The sequence below is a fragment of the Gaoshiqia hydrogeniformans genome (assembly GCF_049347105.1).
Classification (GTDB): Bacteria; Bacteroidota; Bacteroidia; order Bacteroidales; family Prolixibacteraceae; genus Gaoshiqia; species Gaoshiqia hydrogeniformans.
In genome coordinates this window covers 2,279,820-2,303,953 of record NZ_CP186334.1, presented here as the reverse complement: position 1 = coordinate 2,303,953, position 24,134 = coordinate 2,279,820, and the positions used below count along the sequence as shown (strand labels likewise).

15 protein-coding genes and 1 CRISPR repeat array are annotated in these 24,134 nt (G+C 47.1%); of the genes, 10 read left to right on the top strand and 5 right to left on the bottom strand.

What is annotated here, in order from left to right:
• Nucleotides 1-121: 121 nt before the first annotated feature.
• A complete protein-coding gene (locus ACOIT5_RS09280; protein ID WP_423130183.1) occupies nt 122-718 on the bottom strand; it encodes an RNA polymerase sigma-70 factor in 597 nt (198 codons plus the stop codon).
• A gap of 187 nt (nt 719-905) precedes the next feature.
• On the opposite strand from ACOIT5_RS09280, the gene ACOIT5_RS09275 reads away from it, so the two are divergent.
• From ACOIT5_RS09275 to cas4, 10 genes are all read left to right on the top strand, one after another.
• Nucleotides 906-1,832 carry a helix-turn-helix transcriptional regulator gene (locus tag ACOIT5_RS09275; protein ID WP_423130182.1) on the top strand — a complete coding sequence of 309 codons (927 nt, stop codon included), beginning with the start codon at nt 906-908 and terminating at the stop codon, nt 1,830-1,832.
• Between the two features lie 6 nt (nt 1,833-1,838).
• Nucleotides 1,839-3,716: a TIGR02556 family CRISPR-associated protein gene (locus ACOIT5_RS09270; protein ID WP_423130181.1), complete on the top strand. Its 1,878-nt coding sequence runs from the start codon at nt 1,839-1,841 to the stop codon at nt 3,714-3,716.
• 22 nt (nt 3,717-3,738) lie between these two features.
• Entirely contained in the window at nt 3,739-4,653 is a 915-nt protein-coding gene (gene cas7b, locus ACOIT5_RS09265) for a type I-B CRISPR-associated protein Cas7/Csh2 (protein WP_423130180.1), read from the top strand.
• Nucleotides 4,643-5,398: a type I-B CRISPR-associated protein Cas5b gene (gene cas5b, locus ACOIT5_RS09260; protein WP_423130179.1), complete on the top strand. Its 756-nt coding sequence runs from the start codon at nt 4,643-4,645 to the stop codon at nt 5,396-5,398. Before cas7b ends, cas5b begins: the two co-directional genes overlap by 11 nt.
• 181 nt (nt 5,399-5,579) lie before the next feature.
• The gene (tnpA, locus tag ACOIT5_RS09255) at nt 5,580-6,035 is read left to right on the top strand and encodes an IS200/IS605 family transposase (RefSeq protein ID WP_423130178.1); all 456 of its coding nucleotides are present in this window, start codon (nt 5,580-5,582) and stop codon (nt 6,033-6,035) included.
• A 120-nt stretch (nt 6,036-6,155) separates the two neighbouring features.
• Nucleotides 6,156-8,570 (top strand): CRISPR-associated helicase Cas3', encoded by a 2,415-nt coding sequence (gene cas3, locus ACOIT5_RS09250; RefSeq protein WP_423130177.1) that lies wholly within the window; start codon nt 6,156-6,158, stop codon nt 8,568-8,570.
• A 2-nt stretch (nt 8,571-8,572) separates the two neighbouring features.
• Nucleotides 8,573-9,232: a CRISPR-associated endonuclease Cas6 gene (locus ACOIT5_RS09245; RefSeq protein WP_423130176.1), complete on the top strand. Its 660-nt coding sequence runs from the start codon at nt 8,573-8,575 to the stop codon at nt 9,230-9,232.
• Between the two features lie 10 nt (nt 9,233-9,242).
• Nucleotides 9,243-10,235 (top strand): CRISPR-associated endonuclease Cas1, encoded by a 993-nt coding sequence (cas1, locus tag ACOIT5_RS09240; protein ID WP_423130175.1) that lies wholly within the window; start codon nt 9,243-9,245, stop codon nt 10,233-10,235.
• Nucleotides 10,232-10,522 (top strand): CRISPR-associated endonuclease Cas2, encoded by a 291-nt coding sequence (gene cas2 / locus ACOIT5_RS09235; protein WP_282592756.1) that lies wholly within the window; start codon nt 10,232-10,234, stop codon nt 10,520-10,522. Before cas1 ends, cas2 begins: the two co-directional genes overlap by 4 nt.
• Nucleotides 10,522-11,094 (top strand): CRISPR-associated protein Cas4, encoded by a 573-nt coding sequence (cas4, locus tag ACOIT5_RS09230; protein ID WP_423130174.1) that lies wholly within the window; start codon nt 10,522-10,524, stop codon nt 11,092-11,094. The genes cas2 and cas4 overlap by 1 nt, the downstream gene beginning before the upstream one ends.
• 195 nt (nt 11,095-11,289) lie before the next feature.
• Nucleotides 11,290-15,999: direct repeats of the CRISPR family, unit length 37 nt; unit sequence CTTCCAGAGCAACATCCAGATCAACAAGGATTGAAAC.
• Nucleotides 16,000-16,556: 557 nt separating this feature from the next.
• On the opposite strand, the gene ACOIT5_RS09225 is transcribed toward cas4, so the two are convergent.
• From ACOIT5_RS09225 to ACOIT5_RS09210, 4 genes are read right to left on the bottom strand one after another with little or no spacing between them, the layout of a single operon-like run.
• A complete protein-coding gene (locus ACOIT5_RS09225; RefSeq protein WP_423130173.1) occupies nt 16,557-17,501 on the bottom strand; it encodes a BT_3044 domain-containing protein in 945 nt (314 codons plus the stop codon).
• Between the two features lie 47 nt (nt 17,502-17,548).
• A complete protein-coding gene (locus ACOIT5_RS09220) occupies nt 17,549-19,531 on the bottom strand; it encodes a RagB/SusD family nutrient uptake outer membrane protein (RefSeq protein ID WP_423130172.1) in 1,983 nt (660 codons plus the stop codon).
• Nucleotides 19,532-19,542: 11 nt separating this feature from the next.
• The gene (locus ACOIT5_RS09215; RefSeq protein WP_423130171.1) at nt 19,543-22,632 is read right to left on the bottom strand and encodes a SusC/RagA family TonB-linked outer membrane protein; all 3,090 of its coding nucleotides are present in this window, start codon (nt 22,630-22,632) and stop codon (nt 19,543-19,545) included.
• 34 nt (nt 22,633-22,666) lie between these two features.
• The gene (locus ACOIT5_RS09210; RefSeq protein ID WP_423130170.1) at nt 22,667-24,022 is read right to left on the bottom strand and encodes an SMP-30/gluconolactonase/LRE family protein; all 1,356 of its coding nucleotides are present in this window, start codon (nt 24,020-24,022) and stop codon (nt 22,667-22,669) included.
• Nucleotides 24,023-24,134 lie beyond the last annotated feature (112 nt).

Genomic DNA, 24,134 nt, shown 5'->3' with positions numbered 1-24,134 from the left:
GTTGAGGAATAGTCCCGTCGGGACTTTATATGGGTAGCAAAAGAAAGGAAGCCCAAATTCTTGAAGTCCGGCAACTGCCGGACACAATAAAAATCGGGGGTATAACAATTTTGGAATGTATCTACCGAACACCAATGAAAAAGAAGCCCAGCAGCGGCAGATAATCTTTCAGGTTTATTTTAAGTAGTTTGATGGCTTTGGTGATGTGTCCTTCCACCGTTTTGACCGAAAGGCCCAGCTCATCGGCTATTTCGCGATTTTTCTTGTGGGCAAAGCGGCTCAGTTCGAATACCTGGCGGCATTGAGGCGGAAGCTGTTCCAGGGTGGCCTGTACGAGTTGCTCAATTTCAGAGAAATCACTTTCGCTGGTTTCCAGCCGCATCAGGGCGGCGGCGTTCAACTCCAGTTCCAGCGGATGAAGTTTAGGCGACTGCAACAGCTTCTGACGGTAGCGTTCGTCGCGCAGTTTTTTCAGGCTGTTGTTTTTGGCCAGGGTATACAGGTAGGCATTCAGGTTGCTGTCGGCCTGCAAGTCGGCCCGCTTCTGCCACAAGGTCAGAAAGGTGTCGTGCACCACATCTTCGGCCACCTCGCGATGCGGAAGATACTCCAGCACAAAATAATACAACCGGGGGTAGAAATACTGATAAACAACTTTAAAAGAAGCCTCATCTCCATTCAGCAACAGGCAGAAAAGTTGTTTATCATTTTTTGTCATCGGCGACGATTTAGCTTGCCGGACAAAAATAGCAAAAAATACGGGTGTAGCATCTTGCGCTTTCTACTTGCAGGGAAATCATTTTTAGAATATCTCAAAACAGACAACACATCATAATAATGAATTTCGTAACTTTACGGGACACCGAATAAAAAAACCAATGCTTCACCCGACGAAATCACAACGTTTGCTAAAACTAATCCTGTTTCTTTCTAATAGTTATCCTAAAACCAAGGAAGAATGTGTAACGATACTTGGAATAAAAGATTCTGCATTTTACAATTACCGGAACGATTTGATTGAAATCGGATTTAACCTAATCCAGAAGGACGGCAAATACTGGATTGAACACCAAAAGGACGACCACCAGGTACTGCAAAATATACTTCATTTTACTGAAGAAGAGAGCTGGCTCTTGTCCCGAACAATTGACTTATTGGACGCCCCTGCCGGTTCAATAGCTGCATTAAAAAGAAAACTAACCCAATTTCTCAACCAGGACAAGGCGCTTGAGTCCTATTTACAAAAGGAGAAGTCCGTTAAAGTACAGACACTCGCGAACGCCATGAGCGGAAAAAAACAGACGCTATTAATAAACTATGCATCCGGCAATAGCCAAACCGTTAAAAACCGGTTGGTTGAACCATTCGAGTTTAAAGATGATTTCAATCTGGTATGGGCATTTGACACGGGGCTAAAACAAAACCGACAATTTAAGATTTGCCGAATTGAAGACATACAAGTCTCTCCGCTAAACTGGGAATATGCGAGGTCCCACCGTTCAATGCCGGTGGATATTTTCCGCAACACGGGGGAACTCAACAAGCAAGTGGAACTGATACTCACGCTCAAAGCCCGTAATTTACTAATTGAAGAATACCCCTTAGCTGACAGGTTCCTGGAGAAACATAGCACCAATAAATACATCCTAAAAGCCCCGGTAGCTAAATATGAAGGTCCTGGCCGCTTCGCCTTGGGACTGGCAGAAGATGTTCAGGCTATCGGTGACAACGGATTCCGGGAATACCTGAAAACAAAAATCAAAAAAACACAAAACTTATTTCCTGACTCCACGAATTCGGGAGTTACAAATACCATATTTGACCAAAACTGAAAGAATATGCAGGATAAAGCCATTGCACAAATAGGCCACTGGCAACTGGAGCAAAACCGCGAGCTCGACCCGGTTGACCTTTACATCGAAAACATGTTCCCGGGCAAGGATTACCAGATGTTGCTGCTGGTGTTTGAAATTACAGGCAACAACGGCGAGTTAACCTGCTTGTACAAGGGAATCGATGTTGAAAAGGTAAAAAAGGATTCGACCAGTTACCGTAAGTATGCCTATCGAAAAGGAACTTCGGGAAGAGCAGGAGATGTAACCATCACCACCAAAATTTCTGACACAAAGAAACTTGAAAACATTAGAGACTTACAATTTCTGAAGTTTAAGGATTGGAATGAGAATTTAAAGGAATTTACGTTGTTTAAGCTAATTGAAAGCGAATATAAATCTCGTTATGCAACTGTAAAATCAGAAGTCGAAAGCATTTTAAAAGGAAGCCCAAAAGAAGAGAAAGAATCTTTAGGTATCTCTATTGTAATTGATGAAGATTCAAATAGAAAATACTTAAATGATTTTTTAACTGTTCGCCAAATAATTGCTAAAGCATATTTGGACAGCAAAATATCTCAGAATAATAAGGAATCAAAAACAGATTCAAAACGTTGTTCTGTTTCTGGACAAGTAGCCGACGACATTTATGGTTTTGCTGCCCCATTTAAGTATTCCAGTCCCGACAAGCCCGGCTTTATCAGCGGCTTTTTCAACAAAGAGAAGTTTTGGCGCAACTATCCCGTGTCGTCGAAAGAGGCACTGGCATTGGAGTATGGCAAAAAGTACATTAAACAACACCTGACCGGCTATTTCCACGGTCACGAGTTTCTATTTGTGCCACATCCAATTATCCGCAGCAACAACGATGAGCTGGAAATGATTGTGGAACTGCTGAAAGATGCCTTTGCCACCGCCCGTGAGAAGAAAATATCGAGAGAGGAACGCTCGGATGCCGAAGAGTATGTACAGAAGATAATTGCCGGGCAGGAGAACTATTTCTATCTCGACATGCTGTTCTATTCCGAAGACAAAAAGACCGAGGCCATCAGCATTGAAATGATGCTGGAAGAGGTGCTCCCATCGCGGTTTAACAAATTGTTTGTCGAGGTGCCCGAACTGGTCAACTGCAATACGCTGTTTAAAAATGCCATTGTTATTAAGAAAGTTGAGCAGGATTTGAAGTTTTCGTTTAGGATTGTGAGCGATTTCTTTGGCGACAAATTTCTCGACATTGTACAACGCATCTTCCTTGGAAAACCCATTTCAAAAGCCTTTATTTTCGAACGGGTTATCGCAGTGATCCGCAAAAACTACAACGAAGCCAAAACACAGGACAAATGGACAGAGCCAGCCGGTTGGACTGTGCTAAAGGCGATACTACTCATCAACTATTTACAGGAACTTAAAATCATCGAAAACAATAAAAACTATAAGTATATGGATACAATCGTTACTGAAAAGAAAACAAGCCGGTTTAACCTCGATGGGTTTAACCAGTTTGTAAAGGAGAATGAACGTTTCATCGACAGCGATATCAAAGTAGGGATATTTGCCGTGGGGATCATGGTTCGTTTCCTTTTCGACATACAACATGCCAACCTTAGCAACACCCCGTTCGAAAACAAGCTGCGCGGGTACAAGCTAAACCCGGAATTATTGATGCAGGTTTACACCGAAGCACTGGACAAAATCCAGAAATACCAAAAGAATTTCTACGTCTATGCCGATTTGCGCGAAGTGATCAGCCATTATTTTGTAACAAAAAAGCAAGAACTGGTTTCGTTGAGCAACAACGAGCTATCGTTCTATTTTGTGGCAGGTCTCGAAATGGGGCGCAAGTTCAAGAATGAAAAAGAAGAAAATAATCAAGTAACCGAATAATAACCATTAAATAAATAAAACAATGAGTGAAATAATCAGCAACCGCAGCGAACTTTTGTTCCTTTACGATATTGAGAATGCCAATCCGAATGGCGACCCGTTGAACGAAAACCGTCCGCGTTTCGACACCGAGAGCAGCACCATTCTGGTGTCGGATGTACGCCTGAAACGTACCATCCGCGACTATTGGTACGAGTACAAGGGCTTTAACGGGCAAGGCGATAATCAGGATATTTTTGTTCGCGAAACTACTTATAACGAAGGCGACAAAGAGTATATTAAGGACGGGAAACGCCGTGCCAAAGATTTTCAGGAGCAAGCCGCTTTGATCCTCAATAAATGTATCGACATCCGCGTATTTGGCGGGGTAATCCCTCTTTCAAACGATTCGATCACCTATATTGGCCCGGTTCAATTTCAGATGGGAAAATCGCTGAATAAAACTGAAATCGTTGAGGAACAGGGAACGGGAGCATTTGCATCGGGAGATAAAAAAGGCCAGGCAACATTTCGCACCGAATATAAAATCCCTTATGCCGTGATTGGCTTCAATGGGGTAATCAACGAGAAATCGGCCCAATATTCAACCATGAACGAAGGCGACAAAGCCTTGTTGATCGAAGGGATTTGGGAAGGTACCAAAAACCTGATTTCGCGGTCGAAATTCGGACAAGCTCCGTTGTTCCTACTCACCATCGACTATACTGAACCGTTCTATATTGGCAACTTGCGCCAACGTTTAGCCCTCAACTGTGGCGAAAAGAACGAAATGCAGATACGCAGTACCAACGATTTCAAATTGGATGTAACCGAACTGATCGAAGTACTGAAAGCCAATAAGGAAAAGATTGCAGCCCTTAGTTTGAAAACTGATTCGCGGTTGACGATGGTCAATAAAGGTCAAATCATCACCAATATCAGTAAAGATGAACTCTAAGGAATTGCTCATTTTCGACATCAGTGGCGAATACGGGCACTTCCGAAAGTACAATACCACGACCTCGCCGCTTACCTATTCCATACCTACCCGCACGGCCATTGCCGGGATACTGGGGGCTATATTGGGCATGGAGCGGGAAATTCGAGACGGGGTCTATCCCGAAGGGGCAGAGCCGGTGCAGGAGTTCTTCTCGAAAGAGCGGAGCGATATGGCGGTGCAGATTATGCGCCCGGTGAAGAAAGAGAACATTGGGTTTAACCTGATCAATACAAAAATGTCGTTCTACGACCTTGCGCGCGCAGGCAGAACGCAAATTGAGTTTGAACTGGTAAAGGATGTGCATTACCGTATTTATCTAAGCATGGCCGATGAACAGAAGTTTGAGGAGCTTTCGGAACGGATTCAGAACAAACGGCACCACTTTACGCCATATCTGGGACTGGCGCAATTTACCGCACAGGTTGAATTTGTGCAACGGGCAACGGCCAGTGAAACTTCATCAAACGGCGGGTTTACCGAGATTATCACGGCAGTGAACATGTCGAAACTACAAGGCGAACCTCCTGTGGAGTTCCAACGGGAATACTTCTATTCGGCCAATAACATGCCCATTGCGATGAACCGCGACCGTGAGGTGTTGGAATATTCCGAGGTACTGATCGAAAAAAACGGGAATCCGCTGCGTGTGCGGGTTTCGGATTACTATACGGTTGACGGGGTAGGGAATATATTGTTTCTGTGATGAATATTTACCTCATATTGGATCCACATTTCATAGGGACGTTGCCCCTATCTCTGATGTCTCAGGCCGTTGGCCTGAGTTATTTCCAGACTGAAAGTCTGAGACAGCAGAACTTGGGGCAGCGCCCCATGATTTACGCATCCTCTACGATCAGAAACATCGGATACAGATATATCTAACTATGGGGCAATCACTATCACAACTCTACGTCCACCTCACCTTCGGCACCAAAGGCCGAAGTCCATGGATCGGTACCAACATAGAGAAACGGGTACATACCTATATGGCCGGAACTTTGCAACAATACGAAAGCCCGGCGCTCATCATCAACTCAGTGCCCGATCATGTGCACCTCCTCTTCCGGCTGTCGAAGAACTATGCTCTGGCACGTGTGATAGAAGAGGTAAAGAAACAATCGTCTAAATGGATAAAAACCATAGAAGGTGGGTCCTCCCGGTTCAGATGGCAGATAGGCTACGGGGCGTTCTCGGTCAGCAGTTCAAAGGTTGAAATCGTGAAACGTTACATCGAGAATCAAAGAGAACATCACGGTTACCAAACCTATCAGGAAGAATTAGAACAATTTGTAAAAGAGTATGATATTGTTGAATACGATCCAATCTACTTTTGGGAATAATCACATTTTTCCCTCAGGCTGCAAGCCTGAGACAGCGTAACTTGGGGCAACGCCCCATGACAGGAGTGCAGCTCCGTGGGCACTGCCCCATGACAGTGCCCACACCAGACACTATATACTATGACAAAACTACTCTCGCATCCCGATAAACTCCTCATCGACCACCTCCGCGAGGTGGCCTCCATCGCCACTGCAACTGTGACCGGTAACGGGTATCACTTCGCACTATCGGGCGGCACTGAAATAACGCAACAGCAACTTACCGACCTGGTGTGGATCGCAGGGGCTTTCCACGATTTGGCTAAGGCTACCAGCTACTTTCAGGCATATATTCGAAATCCCGAAGGAGTACATAGTCATCTGAAAAACCATGCACAACTGTCGTCGGTCTTTACATGGTTTGTGGCAAACCGGTATTGTAAACAACAGTTTAGCGATAAACTTCTTTCAGAATTGATTCCTGCACTGGTGCTAATTGCCGTGAAACGACATCATGGAAGCATTGAGAACCTTGAAAAGGAACTGCTCTTTTCTGATACCGACATTGAAAACTTTTCGGAACAGATTGAAAGTATCGACACTGAATCTATTGGAGTAATCATTTCAGAAATACTGACTGATTGCCCTGTTAAAACAACATGGAATTCATTTATAGAGTATTGGAAGGAAAACACTTTTCAACGCTATTTTAAAGACTTCCGCATCCTTACCTTTAAGTTCAAATATCCAAAACTCGACGAACCTTCGCGCATTGCCTTGTTCAATCTTTTTCAGGTGATCTATTCGGCGTTGATGTATGCCGACAAAAACGATGTGATCCTTGATGAAGAGAACCGTCTTGATCGCAAGCAGACTAATATAACCAACTGCTTAAATCATTTCAGGGAACAAAAAGGGTTTAATGAAGCACACACAGAGATTGACCGGTTAAAAAACGAAGCCTATTTTAATACGCTGGAGCATCTTGAAAAGGTATTCAAACCAGAGCAGCACCTTTATTCCATCACCCTGCCAACCGGATTGGGCAAAACCCTTACGGCGTATGCGGTTGCCGATAAACTCAGGCAGCTAAGCGGTAACGCCGATGCCAAAATTGTGATCAATATTCCTTTTACTTCTATTATCGATCAGAACTTTGAAGTGTACCAGCAAGTGTTGGGAACTGATTCGAGTGACGTGTTATTGAAACACCACCACTTAGCTGAACCCAAGTACAAAGACGGCTCGGAAAGGGTTTATGACTTCGATAAAAGCCAGTTTCTGATCGAGACATGGCAGTCGGAAACTATTGTAACCACGTTTGTGCAATTTCTGGAAACCATTCTTTCGATGGACAAGACCAAGCTGATGAAGCTTGCCCACCTGAGAAATGCCGTAGTGCTGCTCGACGAGATACAGACTATTTCCTATGAATTGTGGGAGACTATCCGGAAATCGTTCCTTTCGCTGGGTGAATCGCTGAACATCTATTTTGTGTTGATATCGGCTACACAGCCGTTGATCTTTACCCCCGGAGAAGATATTACCGAGCTGGTACCTAATTACCAAAAGTATTTCAGCGTGTTTAACCGCACCAGGTTGCATTATCAGGCCGAAGCGATTTCATTCGATTCCTTTATTGAATCCGTTTCAAATTACGTTTGTGAGGAACCGGAGAAGGATGTGTTGGTCATTATGAACACGAAGAAAGCAGCGCGGAATTGCTTTGAACAACTGGTCAACCTTGATCTGGAAGATACCGATTACTATTTCCTTTCCACCTTGATCACCCCTTATGAACGGAAGGAGATTATCCGAAAAATTAAAAAAAAGAACGGAAACCGCAAGCTGATTATATCGACGCAATTGATTGAAGCAGGAGTGGATATTTCAGTCGATACGATTTTCAGGCAACTGTCGCCCATCGATTCCGTCATCCAGTCGGCAGGCCGGGCAAACCGTTACAATGAAAAGAAAACAATCTCCGACATTTTCCTTTTCGAAATTGATGGGGAACATCAAAGAACCACCAGTCGGATTTACGGATCGGATTTGATCCTAAAAACTAAAAATGTTTTGAAGGATTTCAACGATGTGGAGGAATCGGACTATTTACAATTGATCGACCATTATTTCAAAGAGGTTCGGAAACAGTCCAATGAAACTTCGTCCACTTTATTGGATTCGATATTAGGTCTGCGGTTTGCTGAAATTGATTTGAGTTTAATCGAGGAGAGAAAGTCCGAATCCGTTTTTATTCAATTGAATGAAGAGGCCAAGGCTGTTTGGGAACAATATGTCTCGCTATATAGAGCGGAAGGATTGACCCCCTGGGAATTGAAAGCTCGGTTTTCGGCCTTCAAATCAACGTTCTATGACTATGTCATCAACGTCCCTGTACCGTACGGAGAAACAAAGATCAATTTTGATTCAGAGCAGTTACACGGTTTCTATTTATCAAGCCTGGAACAGCCATCACTCTTCTACTCTTATTCTGCCACTGATTCAACTTTAAATACAGGGTATAATACAAATAAACAACTTGTATCTATTTAACCATGCAAATCACACAAACCACCATCCAATTTCCCGATATTCAACTTCAGACCCGCGATGCACACAAGCTACGCGGCTATTTTGGCAACCTGTTTAAAGAACACTCTCCCTTGCTACACAACCATTATACTGACGGCAGTTCCCGCTATGCCTATCCCATGGTGCAATATAAGGTAATCGACAAGATACCGGTACTGGTAGGATTTCAGGAAGGTGCAGATCTGCTGGTCTCACTGTTTTTAAAAATACGCGAGGTCAACATCGACGGCACCCACTACCCTGTCAAAGCTAAAAACATCCGCCAAAAGCAGATTGAGCTGAACGTTAACCAGCAACTGTACAACTATTCATTCAAAACACTATGGATGGCACTGAACCAGGAAAATTTTCACAAGTACAGTATGCTGTGCGACGAAGACAAGAAACAGTTTCTGAATCGCCAAATTCAAAACAACATCCTCAGTTTTTACAAAGGGCTCGGTTTTCGGACGACCGAACGGATTATGGCTGTTGCCCGGCTCGAAGAAAAACAAACTCTGTTTAAGAACCAGACTATGCTTGCCTTTTCGGGGAGTTTCACCAGTAATGCGTTCTTACCCGATTGGGCAGGAATTGGCAAAGCCGTTAGCCGCGGTTTTGGCACTATCAATCTAATAGAATAAAGTTTGAAGCATGCAACTAATTATTAACACCTATGGTACTTATGTCCATGTAAAAGACGAGTTATTCGAGGTTTCGCTCACCAAAGACGGGGAAAAACAAAAACATCATTTTGCCAGTCAAAAGGTTACCTCGATTTTAATGAGCAAGGGCGCTGCAATCAGTACCGATGCAGTCATTCTGGCTATGAAAAACAACATTGACATTATTGTCTTCGAGTACGATGGCGTACCCGTCGGCCGTTTTTGGCACAGTAAACCTGGAAGTACCTCCAAAATTCGCAAACAGCAGCTGGAAGCAAGTCTGAACGAGGCGGGTGTTTTCTGGATTAAAAGCTGGCTAACGAAAAAGCTCGACAACCAGATAGAGTTTCTGAAACGATTGAAAAATCATCGACCGGCGACCGCTGACCAGATCCGCGAAAAGACAGACTCAATCACTTCGCTCAAACAAAAAATGAACGATCTTAAAGGAATCAACATGGATGCCGTCGATGACACCCTGCGCGGACTGGAAGGAACTGCCGGTCGGATATACTTCCAAACACTAAGCTCTCTGCTAAACGAGCGGTACCAGTTCAGCGGGCGCAGCTTTCGTCCGGCTCAGGATGCATTCAACGCTTTTCTGAATTATGCGTACGGCGTACTTTACAGCAGGGTCGAAAAAGTGCTGATTATAGCCGGACTTGATCCCTATGTCGGCTTTATGCACCGCGACGATTATAACATGAAAAGTATGGTCTTCGACTTTATTGAACCCTACCGCACGTATGCCGACGAAGTCGTATTTAAACTGTTCTCTGCAAAAAAGGTAAACGACAGCCACACCGATACTATCACCAACGGCATCAGTCTAAATGCCGATGGTAAAAACCTGCTGATGCAGTCACTCATGCAATTTCTCGACGAAGAGAAAATAAAATATAACGGAAGGAACCAAACCCGCATAAACGCCATGCAGATGGATGCCCATCAATTTGCGAACAAACTAATCAACAAACTATGATTTGCTGGGTCTTATATGATATTAAAAAAAACCGGCAACGGGGAAAGATCTCGAAGATTTGTAAAAAATCCGGCTTGTACCGGGTACAGAAATCGGTGTTCCTGGGCAGCATGGAAGACAACGAAAAAGACAGTCTTGAGCTGGAGATAAAAGAACTCATTGACGAAGAAACGGATTCCGTTTACATCTTCCCGATGAGTAAAAACGAACTGCGGCAAACTGCCCTCATGGGGCAGGCATTCGACAAGAAACTAATTACCGATGAAGTTAAAGCCTTGTTTTTCTGATGTCCATAACTCCGTCACATATTATTGAATACTTGTACTGTCCCCGGTTCACTTACTTCGAGTATGTTCTAAGTATCCCTCAATACGAAGAAAGACATTTCAAAGTTGAAAAAGGAAGAAATGTACATGAGCAAAAGCTCGAACAAAACCGGGATTACCTCAGAAAACGAATCGGGGTAAAGGTAAAATACGCCGACCAATATTTAACCAATCAACTACTGAGGGGAAAAATTGACGAAGTACTTTTATTAAATGATGATACGATGGCTCCGCTCGACTACAAATTTGCTAAATTTGAAGATCGGATTTATGAAACTTACAGAACACAATTGGAGTGTTACGCGGTTCTTATTGAAGACAATTTTGCAAAGAAAGTGAACAAGGGTTTTTTGGTGTACACCCGTTCTGCCAACAAGTTGGTTGAAGTAGAGATTTCGGACACCGCAAAAAACGAAGTTCGTAACGTATGCCAGGCAGTAAACGAAATTATTACACAGAACTGTTTCCCGAAAGCAACCAAATATAAACAACGCTGTATCGGTTGTACTTACCGGAATATCTGTATAAAATAGGGGTTTACGGGTGACTATTTATTTGAGAAATTGAAAAATAGGACTATAACTAAAAGAACAACAACAAATTACACTTTCGAAAATGGTTACAAACAAACACATATCGGAGTTCTTTGACATACTGAAAAATCAAAAAAAGCATAAACAAATAAACTATTACTGTGCTGGAAAACAACCATATAAAGAACTGTGCGACTTCCAGAGCAACATCCAGATCAACAAGGATTGAAACCGTCTTGCTATTTCTAATCCTGCTTTCTCTACTTTCTTCCAGAGCAACATCCAGATCAACAAGGATTGAAACCAAATCACGAAAAAGCAAAAATAGCATGACAATCAACTTCCAGAGCAACATCCAGATCAACAAGGATTGAAACCCGAATTTGCATAGAGCAGTATGTTCCGCTTCTTTCTTCCAGAGCAACATCCAGATCAACAAGGATTGAAACTTTCTAAAAGATATAATTGAGGGAAATCAGATAAAGCTTCCAGAGCAACATCCAGATCAACAAGGATTGAAACCCCCTATTGTGCCTTCCTGGTGTCTAACCATTGTAATCTTCCAGAGCAACATCCAGATCAACAAGGATTGAAACCGTGGCTGACGCTTTCGCTATTGCTGTTGGCTTTGCCTTCCAGAGCAACATCCAGATCAACAAGGATTGAAACATACGCCGTCGACGGCTTCTGGCGTGATGATTTCGTCTTCCAGAGCAACATCCAGATCAACAAGGATTGAAACATATGGCTATTGATAGCAATGACGATTCGGGCAGCGCTTCCAGAGCAACATCCAGATCAACAAGGATTGAAACATATGGCTATTGATAGCAATGACGATTCGGGCAGCGCTTCCAGAGCAACATCCAGATCAACAAGGATTGAAACTGTTCTGTTTTGTACGGTACTAACAGGCCTGTGCTCTTCCAGAGCAACATCCAGATCAACAAGGATTGAAACGCTCTTTTAGCGCCGGAAAGCGCCCGATTGTGGCGGCTTCCAGAGCAACATCCAGATCAACAAGGATTGAAACTAAGAACGGCGCCATATCTCCCGCAGTGATGACATCTTCCAGAGCAACATCCAGATCAACAAGGATTGAAACTAATTATTTTTCATATCAATAATTTTTGGTAAAGTTCTTCCAGAGCAACATCCAGATCAACAAGGATTGAAACTCCCTATCATCATACACTCTAAGTTATGTATTACATACTTCCAGAGCAACATCCAGATCAACAAGGATTGAAACTAAAATATTTTCTAAGTTGTTGGTTTTCAATAAGAACTTCCAGAGCAACATCCAGATCAACAAGGATTGAAACCAGACAGATTTTCAAAACCATGCTACGGCTTGCACTACTTCCAGAGCAACATCCAGATCAACAAGGATTGAAACTTTCTCTGTCTCCTGGTAATTCGATCAAATCCATTACTTCCAGAGCAACATCCAGATCAACAAGGATTGAAACCAGAACCATCGCTGGCCCCCGAGGCCCTGTACGACGCTTCCAGAGCAACATCCAGATCAACAAGGATTGAAACCCTGGCGCAGGATGTTGAACAGCCTCCAGGCGAGGGCTTCCAGAGCAACATCCAGATCAACAAGGATTGAAACACTTAACCACCTAATACAACAAATATGGAAATCAGGCTTCCAGAGCAACATCCAGATCAACAAGGATTGAAACTAACCGCAACTCGGTTGGCGTTTGCTGGGTTGGCGGCTTCCAGAGCAACATCCAGATCAACAAGGATTGAAACTCGTATAGCGGAAACCTGAAAAAATTCGTCATCAGTCTTCCAGAGCAACATCCAGATCAACAAGGATTGAAACATGTATAATCTATAATTGGATTGGTATCATAAAAATCTTCCAGAGCAACATCCAGATCAACAAGGATTGAAACAAAATGCTCAATTGATGGAGACTGTTAGCCTTGCAGTCTTCCAGAGCAACATCCAGATCAACAAGGATTGAAACAGATTAGTAGAATAAACTACATTTCAAATAGAATAACTTCCAGAGCAACATCCAGATCAACAAGGATTGAAACTTTTGTTCTATCAAATTGTTCACTTGTGATTGAGTACTTCCAGAGCAACATCCAGATCAACAAGGATTGAAACGAAATTGAAAAATTAGACAAGATCATTGACAAGATACTTCCAGAGCAACATCCAGATCAACAAGGATTGAAACGCATGTTCTTTCAAGTCTTCTATGCTTGGCTTAGCTTCTTCCAGAGCAACATCCAGATCAACAAGGATTGAAACTTCTCCGTTCATAAATTCGTGTATTTTTGATAGTGTCTTCCAGAGCAACATCCAGATCAACAAGGATTGAAACTAACCGCAACTCGGTTGGCGTTTGCTGGGTTGGCGGCTTCCAGAGCAACATCCAGATCAACAAGGATTGAAACTCGATATCGGCCTCGCTGTTTTTTTGCGGCCAGCTGGCTTCCAGAGCAACATCCAGATCAACAAGGATTGAAACCGAAAAAATCGTACAGCCTCCTGAAAAAATGTTGCCCTTCCAGAGCAACATCCAGATCAACAAGGATTGAAACCGTGCCAGTACCCGGAATAGTAGACGAGGTCTACCGCTTCCAGAGCAACATCCAGATCAACAAGGATTGAAACACAACAACCCCTGGGTGGCAGCGAAGCGCGACAAGCTTCCAGAGCAACATCCAGATCAACAAGGATTGAAACTTCAAACAATTTTCGAAGCAAAAGAAAACGGTGGAACTTCCAGAGCAACATCCAGATCAACAAGGATTGAAACCGACACCGGAATTAAAATGAAAGGGAGGGCATAACATCTTCCAGAGCAACATCCAGATCAACAAGGATTGAAACTCGAGGTATGCCCGTTTTGCTCCTGCAAATCTTTAACTTCCAGAGCAACATCCAGATCAACAAGGATTGAAACTATTCACCAAACGGGCCGTATTTTTCAATTCCTTCCTTCCAGAGCAACATCCAGATCAACAAGGATTGAAACAACCTGGAACTTGAAACTAAAACACCATGAACTCAAACTTCCAGAGCAACATCCAGATCAACAAGGATTGAAACAACATACATTGCCCCCAAATTACCGGAGATTGCAGGCTTCCAGAGCAACATCCAGATCAACAAGGATTGAAACAGCGTATCATTTCCATCACGCCGATACTGTTTTCACTTCCAGAGCAACATCCAGATCAACAAGGATTGAAACTATTCGAATTAACCGTATCAGATTGACCGGCACCAAGCTTCCAGAGCAACATCCAGATCAACAAGGATTGAAACAAGTAACTCACCCCTGACCCTGCAAGCGGGAATACTTCTTCCAGAGCAACATCCAGATCAACAAGGATTGAAACTATACCGTATCCAGACAGTGCGCCCCATTCGGTTGACTTCCAGAGCAACATCCAGATCAACAAGGATTGAAACTTCGGATTTGCTGGGTATTACAGAATTCGTTGACTACTTCCAGAGCAACATCCAGATCAACAAGGATTGAAACACCGCTACAACGAGCGCCAGATCATACAATTCCGGGCTTCCAGAGCAACATCCAGATCAACAAGGATTGAAACATTCTAAATAAGAACAAAAAAAAGCCCGCCTTAAACTTCCAGAGCAACATCCAGATCAACAAGGATTGAAACACCAGTTCGGCAGCTTGCTGGCAATGAAAAAAGAGCTTCCAGAGCAACATCCAGATCAACAAGGATTGAAACGCTGGTTATTGGTATACCACCGGGAGAAGAGATGTTCTTCCAGAGCAACATCCAGATCAACAAGGATTGAAACTCCATATTAACTCGGATGTGTACTACCCAACGATTTCTTCCAGAGCAACATCCAGATCAACAAGGATTGAAACTGGTGTGCTGAAAGGAAAGAATCCGGAAACCTTCTCTTCCAGAGCAACATCCAGATCAACAAGGATTGAAACGTTATTAGTTAACTGTTTAATATTTGGTGGCAACCCCTTCCAGAGCAACATCCAGATCAACAAGGATTGAAACGGATTGTCAATACCAGCCTGATCATGACACCAAGTAACTTCCAGAGCAACATCCAGATCAACAAGGATTGAAACATTGCAGCTTCCTTGATGTACATCAAATCCCAAGGGCTTCCAGAGCAACATCCAGATCAACAAGGATTGAAACTTGCAGTCGCTTGTGCTTTGTTCGCCTCCGTTCGCTCTTCCAGAGCAACATCCAGATCAACAAGGATTGAAACCGGGGCCTTACTCAACACTAAACGGATTAAAGGAGGCTTCCAGAGCAACATCCAGATCAACAAGGATTGAAACACGCAAACATTCAGTCGGTCTCGATCCGGTAACCTGGCTTCCAGAGCAACATCCAGATCAACAAGGATTGAAACAAAATTCGCTCGACCTGAAACACTGCAACCCCGACCTTCCAGAGCAACATCCAGATCAACAAGGATTGAAACTGCGATGAGCATGTGCAAACAGCCCATTAGCTCTACTTCCAGAGCAACATCCAGATCAACAAGGATTGAAACTGCGCTCTATACGCTAGATGATGAGGACGACGTTGACTTCCAGAGCAACATCCAGATCAACAAGGATTGAAACCTGACACGCTGAACGACCGGAAGGACCGGATAGCTTCTTCCAGAGCAACATCCAGATCAACAAGGATTGAAACTAATGAACATTATCGTGATCAAAATTTACAGACGAACTTCCAGAGCAACATCCAGATCAACAAGGATTGAAACAGAAGATCGACATCCCCTATAACGTTTTTGACCCTGCTTCCAGAGCAACATCCAGATCAACAAGGATTGAAACAAAAGGTGGGCGTCACACCGAAACAACGACAAAAAATCTTCCAGAGCAACATCCAGATCAACAAGGATTGAAACTAGTATATCGTTCATAAAATAACATTTTAGTTGAAGGATATGCTCGTCGAAACGTTTCGCCTGCCCGTCAATCCAGCCATAACAGAGGGCTTCGTCGAGCGCCTGGCTGTAACTGAATGTTTGTTTGCCCGAGTCTTTTTTGAAAAAGCGTAACCACAGCCCGGTTGTACCGGAATGATTCGATGCGAGCCATTCGCGCCAGTCATTTGCCACGCCGAACGTGACGACAGGTAATTCTTTTTTTGAATGATCCATATTTCCCGTCGTTAATTTTCATCACAAACAAATTACTTTTTGCTTGTGTTCAACGGCAGTTTGCTTTCGGCGGGCTTTGATTTATAACGAACCTTACGCCAATCTGTATTTACCATCGTGGTTTTCGGCTGTTTGTTAAATGACGGCATAAGTTTCATAACCGTTTATTGCCTTTAATCATGGGCATTGAGTTGTCATTGACCGCCAGTGGCCGGAGCTTGCAGCATGCCGCATTTTGCCTGCTGCGACTGTTTAACAGAACCACCCCACCCGTCGCGGGCGAAGGCGGTTCTGTTGAGTAATCAGAACGGCTCTTTAAGCGCCTGTTGATTCATCGATATGGTTCCTTCCGCCCGTAATACGGGTTGATCCGATGAGCTTACATCAATAAAGGTATATTTCAGTTTAAGCGTTGTAGTTACAATCATGTACCGGTTGTCGGTGGTATGGTCCACGGTGCTCACTTCAACCGAGCCCTCTTCCATGATCAGGTTGATGCCGGCGTTCGGACTGCTGAGGCTGACCCCGTTATCTTCGCTGAGGTCCAGGTCAACGATAAACTGGTCCCGGTCTATGCTGCTCCGGTCAAACTGCCCGGCATAAAAATAGCATTGCCGGCCCGACAGGGCATAGAGCGATTTGACCGCTACAGTCAGCCTGTTCCCCGTGTCGTTCGACCCATCGGCCTTGGTTTTGTACACCGCGATCTCGCCACTGTAGTTCCCGGAGAAGCTGTTTTTAAAGACCAGGTGCACCAGCGCTTTACTGTAACCGGCAGCCGCTGTTTTATAAGCTGATGTGCTTGCGATCTCCAGCGGAATCACATAGTCGGCATAGCGGTCGGAAAGCTTGTCCAGGTCGAGCGTCAAGCTGGATACCCCGTACAGTTCTCCCGCGGGAATGCGGATCGTTTCGTCTTTAAAAGCCAGGGCGTCTTCCTCCGGCTGCTCGTAGTACAGTCCGGTTTGGTTACGGTATTTCTCAAAATTGTAGTTCGACAAGGTATCCGGTGCAAGCCGCACCTGAACATCAACGGGGATGTTATTGCCCGATGTTCCGTTAACAGAAACGACAACCGGAATATCAATCCGGCCCGATTCGTTGAGGTACAGTTCCTGGTCAATCCAGCCGTTTTTGGTGAGCAGGACTACTTTTTCAAACAGCTCGTCGTCCAGTTCATCGTGGCACGAGTAAGGCAGCGCCAACAGGAACACCGCGCTGCAAATCAAGGCTATTTTTCTCATCATTTTTCTTTTCAAAATAAATTTCTGTGATATCTCAATCATTCATTGGCCTACCAGCCCGGGTTTTGCGTTAGCCGCTTGTTTCGCGTCAACTCATACTGCGGGATAGGCCACAGGTACATTTTCTCCAGGAAAATTTTGGGGTACGACGAAATCACGGTTTCCCGGTAGAATAGCTGCCGTTGCGAGTCGCTGTTCGTCATTTCCACGTTACACCCTGTTAGTGGAATATTCTCTTCCACCATCGCATCTTTCCATCGTCGCAGGTCGTAGTAGCGTTTCGATTCGGCGAAGAACTCCACCTGGCGTTCGCGTTTCAGCGCCCTCCGAAAAGCCGAAGCGTCGTTGTAAACAGCGTCTTCCAGGTCGGGCAGGCCGGCCCTGACCCGCACGCGCTTCATCGCGTACCGCATCTCCGCGATGTCGCGTTTTACGGTCAATTCAGCGCCGGTGTGCGTGGTAAAGGTGTACGACTGTCCCGAGGTCAGCTCGTTCAGCGCTTCGGCATACCACAACAATACATCGGCATAGCGGATGGCGGGTTCAAATTTGGTCACCAGGTACCCGCCCGACGTTTTGGCATCTTCCGGGTGGTAGTATTTTTTCATGCCGATGCCGGTAACCGGGAAATTGGACGCGTTGTTATACAGCTTCCCATCGGTCAGGTCTTTGTAATAAAAAACCTGCTTGTTGCGGAATTGCGTTTCGTTGGCGCTTTCACATTCCCAGATGCTTCCGCTGTAGGCAATGGAGGCATAAAAGCGGGGTTCCCGGTTGGCATATTGCAGGGATACGTTGGACGGGAGAAAATCATACTCCCCGGCGGTGGTGGTAAAACCGTCCTGCCGGTATTCCCCGGCCGTTTCCGCTTCGTAAACCGTCTTGCCGTCGCGCATGCTATAGGCGTTTACCTGCTTTTGGGTGACCGCCAGGGCATTCCGGCCGCTCAGCGAAAACGGGATTTGCAGGTTGTTCATATCGGCATAGCCGTTGGCCCCGTCGTTGGGCCGGGTAAAGATGATCTCCGAAAAGCGCGATGGCGCGATGGACCCGTTAAAGATCTGCCGGTACGATTCAAACGGATCGATGTTTGCCCACCCGTCCGGGTAACCCGCTTCGGAATGCAGCGGGTGATACGGAGGAATAACGGTGTTTTCGGTTGGCGCGGCAGTATAGAGTTCGTACTGGTTCAGGCGGATCACTTCCAAGGCTGCGGCAGCGGCCCGGGCCCACTTGCTCTCGTCGTAGCTTTGCGGAATGAGTTGTTCATCATCAAAATTCCGCAGGTCAAAAAGATCGGTATTGCCGTTATACAACGGGCTGGCGGCATATAACAACAGCCTGGCCCTGGCGGCCAGCGCCGCGCCCCGGGTTGGCCGCCCAATGTTGTTGGCCGTCCGGGTCAGGGGCAGGTTTTGCGCCGCCACCAAAAAGTCGTTGGCGATATACTCCACGCATTCATCCAGCGTGTTGCGCTGAACCGATAATTCGTCGTAGGTCATGCTGATTTCGAAGCCTTCGTCAGGGATCAGCGGCAACGGACCATACTGGCGCAGCAACACCCAGTAGGCATAGCCCCGCAGAAAACGGGCCTGGGCTTTGGCGTCGGCCCGCTCGCTGTAGGTCATCTCCCGGCAATCGTCAATCCGGTTGATAAAGGTCGAGGCTTTCCTTACCGGCTCATACACCCGCTTCCATTTATCTTCGGTCAGGGTTGAGGTAGCGCTGTACTCGCCGTTCTGGTATTTTTTGGTGTAGTCGCTGTCGTCCATGCGCAGCAACTCATCCGAAGCAAAAAGGGCATACCCGCCCTTGCCCCCGGTGGCGATATCCGAAACTTCCTCGTACATCACCTCAAAGGCGTTGGACAGAAAACCTTCGGCATAAGCCCGTTTGGTAAAGGCCGAGTCGAGGGTCAGCTGGTCGTCAAAATATTGGTCCACATCCAGGTAATTACTGCACGACATTTGGCCCAGCAACAAGGTGAGCAAGGCCGCAAAGCAGACCGGCAATCGTTTATTTTGTTTCTTCATCGTGATTTGATTTAGAAGTTTACAGTTAAATTCAGGGAATAGGTTTTCGTAATCGGGTACCGGGCGCCGTCGGAGCTTCCAATTTCGGGGTCCCACCAGTCGAAGGCGCTAAACACCAACAGATTGTACCCGATAAAACCGATGCGGGCGCTTTCGGCAAAGAAACGGGCCAGGTATTTCCGGGGAAAATTATAGCCAAATTCCAGGCTTTTCAGGCGCAGGTAGCTCCCGTCCCTTAGCCAGAAAGTTGAGTTCCGGTAATTGTTGGCATTTCCGCCGTACGACAGCCGGGGAAGCAAAGCGTTTGGGTTTTCCGTGGCCGGATCGCCCGATATCTCCCTGGAAATCCAGCGGTCGCCGGGATCGGCAACCTTACTCAGGATATTCCCGGTTTCGCCCCCGTTAAAGGGATAGATGCTGTTGCCGCCAAGAAAGAAATCGGATTTGCCCGAGCCCTGGAACAGGATATTGAAATCGAAGTCCTTCCAGCTTAAGCTGCACCCAAAGCCGTAACTCAGATTGGGCTGCGTGGTGTAGCCAATGGGAACCACGTCTTTGTCGTCGATCACGCCGTCGCCGTTCACATCCTTGTACCTGATGTCGCCGGGCAGGTAGGAACCGAAGGTCTGGACCGGGCTGTTGTCAATCTCCTCCTGGTCTTTAAACAGGCCCAGGGCTATCAGTCCCCTGGTCTGGTTCAGGCGGTACCCTTTGGTCATTTGGTACGGCAGGGCGTTGTCTGCTTCATCGTAGTTCAGCACAATGGTTTTGGCATAGGTGAAATTGCCGCGCAGGGTAAAAGCCACTTCCCCAAGCTTGTGGGTATACGAAGCCTGCCCGTCGATCCCTTCCGATTTCATTTCGCCGATGTTGGCCCAGGGCTGCAAATCCTGCAGGCCGGTGGAATAAGGCATCTGGCTGCGCCGCATAAAGATGTCGCTTCGCTTGTCGCGGAAAACATCGGCCGTGGCCGACAACTTCGAGTCGAACAGGATCAGGTCGATGCCCAGGTTATGCTTTTGGGCCTTTTCCCAGGTCAGGTTCGACGATCCCATGGTGGTGATCCGGTAACCCTGCACCCCGTTTGAGCCGTACTCGCCCCAGTTCATCGAGGTTGAAGTCCCGATAAACGACATGTACGGAAAGCGGTCGGAGCCAATCTGGTCGTTCCCCACTTCGCCGTACGAATAGCGGAGCTTGAACATGTTCAGCCACGGCAGGCGATCTTTGACAAAGGGCTCCTGCGAAATGACCCAGGCGCCCGATATGGCCGGGAAAAAACCAAAGCGTTCGCCCTTTTCAAAATTCTCGGAGCCGGTATAGCCAAAGTTGAAATCGGTGAGGTAACGGTCTTTGTAGCCATAAGTAACCCGTCCCGAAAAGGCCATGTTCCGGTAAGGGATCGAAGCCTTTACATCGTTGGAGTTGATGGTTGACGACCGTTCCTGTTGGTAGTACATCAGCAGGCCGCCAAGGCGGTGTTTGGCATCAATGGTTTTATCGTACTGAACGCGGGCTTCGGTGTAATACCGCCGCTCGCCGGAGGCGCTGCCGCTTTGCGACATCAGCGAGGCCTCGCGGACCCGTTTCATCACCAAATCGCCGTTGGCATCGCGGCGCCTTTCGGCCAGCCACAGCTCCGGGTTTTTGGAGCGCGTAATGGTATTCACATTCGTGTTGTCGAACGAGAAGGTCCCGGCAAACAGCAGCCCGGGCGTAATAAAATCCAGTTTTTGCTCCAGCGTGATGTTGGTTTCCACCTTGTTTTCCCAATTGGTTTGGTAACCGGTTTGGGTGAGCTGGACCTCCGGGTTCATCGTATTGCCGCTTCCGTAAGTGGGGATCAGGCCGTTGGAGTACATCCTCGGAACGGTGAGCGGGGTGAGGTTGGAGATCGATCCCCAAATGTCGTCGGACGACATGCCGGGCTTGTTTTCATCAACCAGGTAGCCCCCCACCCCGATCCGGAACAGGGTGGTCCGGGTGAGGTCCAGGTCAACATTTGCCCGGTAGTTGTAACGTTCGTAGGTGGCATTGGTGTTGTAATCGTTCAGGGCGTCGTTGGTTTTGTACATGCCGTCTTTATTGTAGTAGCTGCCCGACACATAGTAACGGGCCGAAGGGCCTCCTCCGCGAAACGACAGGGTTCCGCGGTAACTGACCGCGCCGTCCTTCAAAATCACATCGGCCCAGTCCACGTTGGGAAACAGGTCGGGGTCCAGTCCCCGGGCAATGATCTCCAGGTCCTGCTCCGAATACACCGGGTCCTGGTAACGGGTCATCCGGGCTTCGTTGGCCATCCGGGCGTAGGTCGCGCCGTCCACATAGTCCGGGGTGCGCGAGCGGGTGTCGTAGCCATATTCGGCCTTGAAATTGATCGCTGCTTTTCCGGCGGTTCCCCTTTTGGTGGTGATCAGTACCACGCCGTTGGCCCCCCGCGAACCATAGATGGCGGTGGCCGACGCATCTTTCAGCACGCTGAACGATTCGATATCTTCCACGTTCAGCTCGTTTAACGACCGCTCAATGCCATCGACCAGGATCAGGGCGCTGGCGTTGGCGCCAAAGGTGCTGATCCCCCTCACCCAGAATTCGGTGTTGTCGCGGCCCGGTTCGCCCGTGGTTTGCCGGCCGATAATGCCGGTTACATTGCCCACCAGGGCATTGCTGATGCTGGATGTCGGCGTTTTCATGGTCTTCATGTCCACCGTGGTAATGGCCCCCGACAAGGTGGCTTTTCGCTGGATGATACCGGCGGCGGTAACCACCACTTCTTCCAGGCTTTCACTGTCTTCTTCCATCACCACGACTACCGGGCCCGTTACGGTTACCACGGGAAGTTCGGTTGTTTTAAAACCGATGTACCTGATTTCCAAAATCTCGTAAAGGCCTGTTTTAATTTTAAACCGGCCGCCGGCATCGGTCACCACCCCTTTGGTGGGTTGGTTTTTTACAATGATGGCTACCCCGATCAGCGGTTTATCCTGCGGGTCTGTTACCATACCACTAACCTCTTTCTCCTGCGCTGTTTGTGCCTGTACGGCCATCGCGCAGGCCAACAGGAGGAAAACCAAACGGAACTTTCGTTGTATCATTTTCATTTTTATTCGTTTAAATTTCAACACGCGCAAAGCGTTATTCAACCATAATTTTACGCACCAGGTGATTGCCCCGGTCGGCCACATACAAGCCGTCATCTATGGGGCTAAAAGCCACCGCTTCGGGCAGGTTAAACAGGCATACCGCCGGGTCGCCGTCCTGGAAGCCCGAGGTCCCGGGGACCCCGGCGTAAGTACTGACATAGCCTTCGGGCGTGATTTTCCGGATGCAATGGTTCTGCTTGTCGGGGATGTACAGGTTGCCGTCGTCATCAACGGCGCCCTGACCGGGCTCATTAAACTTGGCGTTGGTGCCCAGCCCGTTTTCAAAACCGCTGCTGTTCCACTGGCCGGCCCACAGCTCCGGCTTGTCAATGGTGCGGGTAGTTTCGTTGTAGTTGGCCCGGTAAATGCAGTGTTTGTTTTTTACCATAATGTACAGGGTTTTGCCATCGGGGCTAAAAACCATTTTCAGCTCGGTATCGGTGCCGTTAAGCTGGTACAACTGTTCCCCTTCCTGCGTGGTTTTGTTGAACCGGTAGAGGTAGCCATCGTGCTGGCTGTTGTAAAACACCGCGCCGGTGCGGGGATGAACGGCAATGGCCGTGGCCCGGGTGTACGTGGCCCTGATGTAGGGCTTGATGGTAATAAAGCCGGTTTCGCGGAGCAGGATGGCCACCGCGGCATCGGTTACCATGTTGTTGGCCTGCCACAGCGAGTTAACCAGGTAAAGCGTGTCCTGCCCGGGGCTGAATGCCAGGGCGGTGGGCGACTGCATGGGCCCCGACGAATTACGCATCAGGGTGGTGAGCTCGCCGTTGTAGCCGACCCGCAGCGCCCCGTCCGAATCCACGCCCCGTCCCTCATCAATAAGGAACAGCTTGCCTTCGCTGTCGAAGGTCACGAACCAGGGACGCCGCAGCTTCGCCTCGGAGTAGGCGCCGTCGTCGGTGCCCGACAGGCCCGTCTGCCCAATCTCGGTGGTCACATTTTTCAGGAACTGGTAGTTGAACGGCTTGTCGTAGGTAAATTCCCGGGTGTTGTCGCCCTTACCAATATAGGCGCGCACCAGGCCCGTGTCGGCCCGGACAGGGACAATGGCGTAAATGGCCTCGCCGTCCGACCCGATCACGGCAGCATTTTTGCCGTTTACCGTCACCTTGATGTAGGCGGTGTCGGTTCCAAAGTTACGGCCGTTTAAAATCAGCTTGGTGGCAATTCCCCCGCTGTCGGGGAAATACGAGCTAATACTGGTTTCCACACCCTCGAGGGGCGGGTAAACGGTTTTGTTTTCGGGGGTAAAATCGTCACTGGCACAGTTGGTGCACAGCATGGTTACCCCCAGCATGGCGAAGACCAACAGGCCCGCCCATAGTGGATTGAATTTCCGCATAAGTGTTTGTTTAAATGGTTGTTACTGGTTGGTTTGATCTTCGGGAAAGGCATGGCAAGGCCATGAAGCAGAAATTTCTTTTCATACTTTTAGGATTTTTTTAGATTGTTTG

Excerpts from the sequence above, each read along its gene's own strand:
- ACOIT5_RS09280 (WP_423130183.1), bottom strand. The coding sequence starts at position 718 with ATGACAAAAAATGATAAACAACTTTTCTGCCTGTTGCTGAATGGAGAT.
- ACOIT5_RS09270 (WP_423130181.1), top strand. The coding sequence starts at position 1,839 with ATGCAGGATAAAGCCATTGCACAAATAGGCCACTGGCAACTGGAGCAA.
- cas7b (WP_423130180.1), top strand. The coding sequence starts at position 3,739 with ATGAGTGAAATAATCAGCAACCGCAGCGAACTTTTGTTCCTTTACGAT.
- cas5b (WP_423130179.1), top strand. The coding sequence starts at position 4,643 with ATGAACTCTAAGGAATTGCTCATTTTCGACATCAGTGGCGAATACGGG.
- tnpA (WP_423130178.1), top strand. The coding sequence starts at position 5,580 with ATGGGGCAATCACTATCACAACTCTACGTCCACCTCACCTTCGGCACC.
- cas3 (WP_423130177.1), top strand. The coding sequence starts at position 6,156 with ATGACAAAACTACTCTCGCATCCCGATAAACTCCTCATCGACCACCTC.
- ACOIT5_RS09245 (WP_423130176.1), top strand. The coding sequence starts at position 8,573 with ATGCAAATCACACAAACCACCATCCAATTTCCCGATATTCAACTTCAG.
- cas1 (WP_423130175.1), top strand. The coding sequence starts at position 9,243 with ATGCAACTAATTATTAACACCTATGGTACTTATGTCCATGTAAAAGAC.
- cas2 (WP_282592756.1), top strand. The coding sequence starts at position 10,232 with ATGATTTGCTGGGTCTTATATGATATTAAAAAAAACCGGCAACGGGGA.
- cas4 (WP_423130174.1), top strand. The coding sequence starts at position 10,522 with ATGTCCATAACTCCGTCACATATTATTGAATACTTGTACTGTCCCCGG.
- ACOIT5_RS09225 (WP_423130173.1), bottom strand. The coding sequence starts at position 17,501 with ATGATGAGAAAAATAGCCTTGATTTGCAGCGCGGTGTTCCTGTTGGCG.
- ACOIT5_RS09220 (WP_423130172.1), bottom strand. The coding sequence starts at position 19,531 with ATGAAGAAACAAAATAAACGATTGCCGGTCTGCTTTGCGGCCTTGCTC.
- ACOIT5_RS09215 (WP_423130171.1), bottom strand. The coding sequence starts at position 22,632 with ATGAAAATGATACAACGAAAGTTCCGTTTGGTTTTCCTCCTGTTGGCC.
- ACOIT5_RS09210 (WP_423130170.1), bottom strand. The coding sequence starts at position 24,022 with ATGCGGAAATTCAATCCACTATGGGCGGGCCTGTTGGTCTTCGCCATG.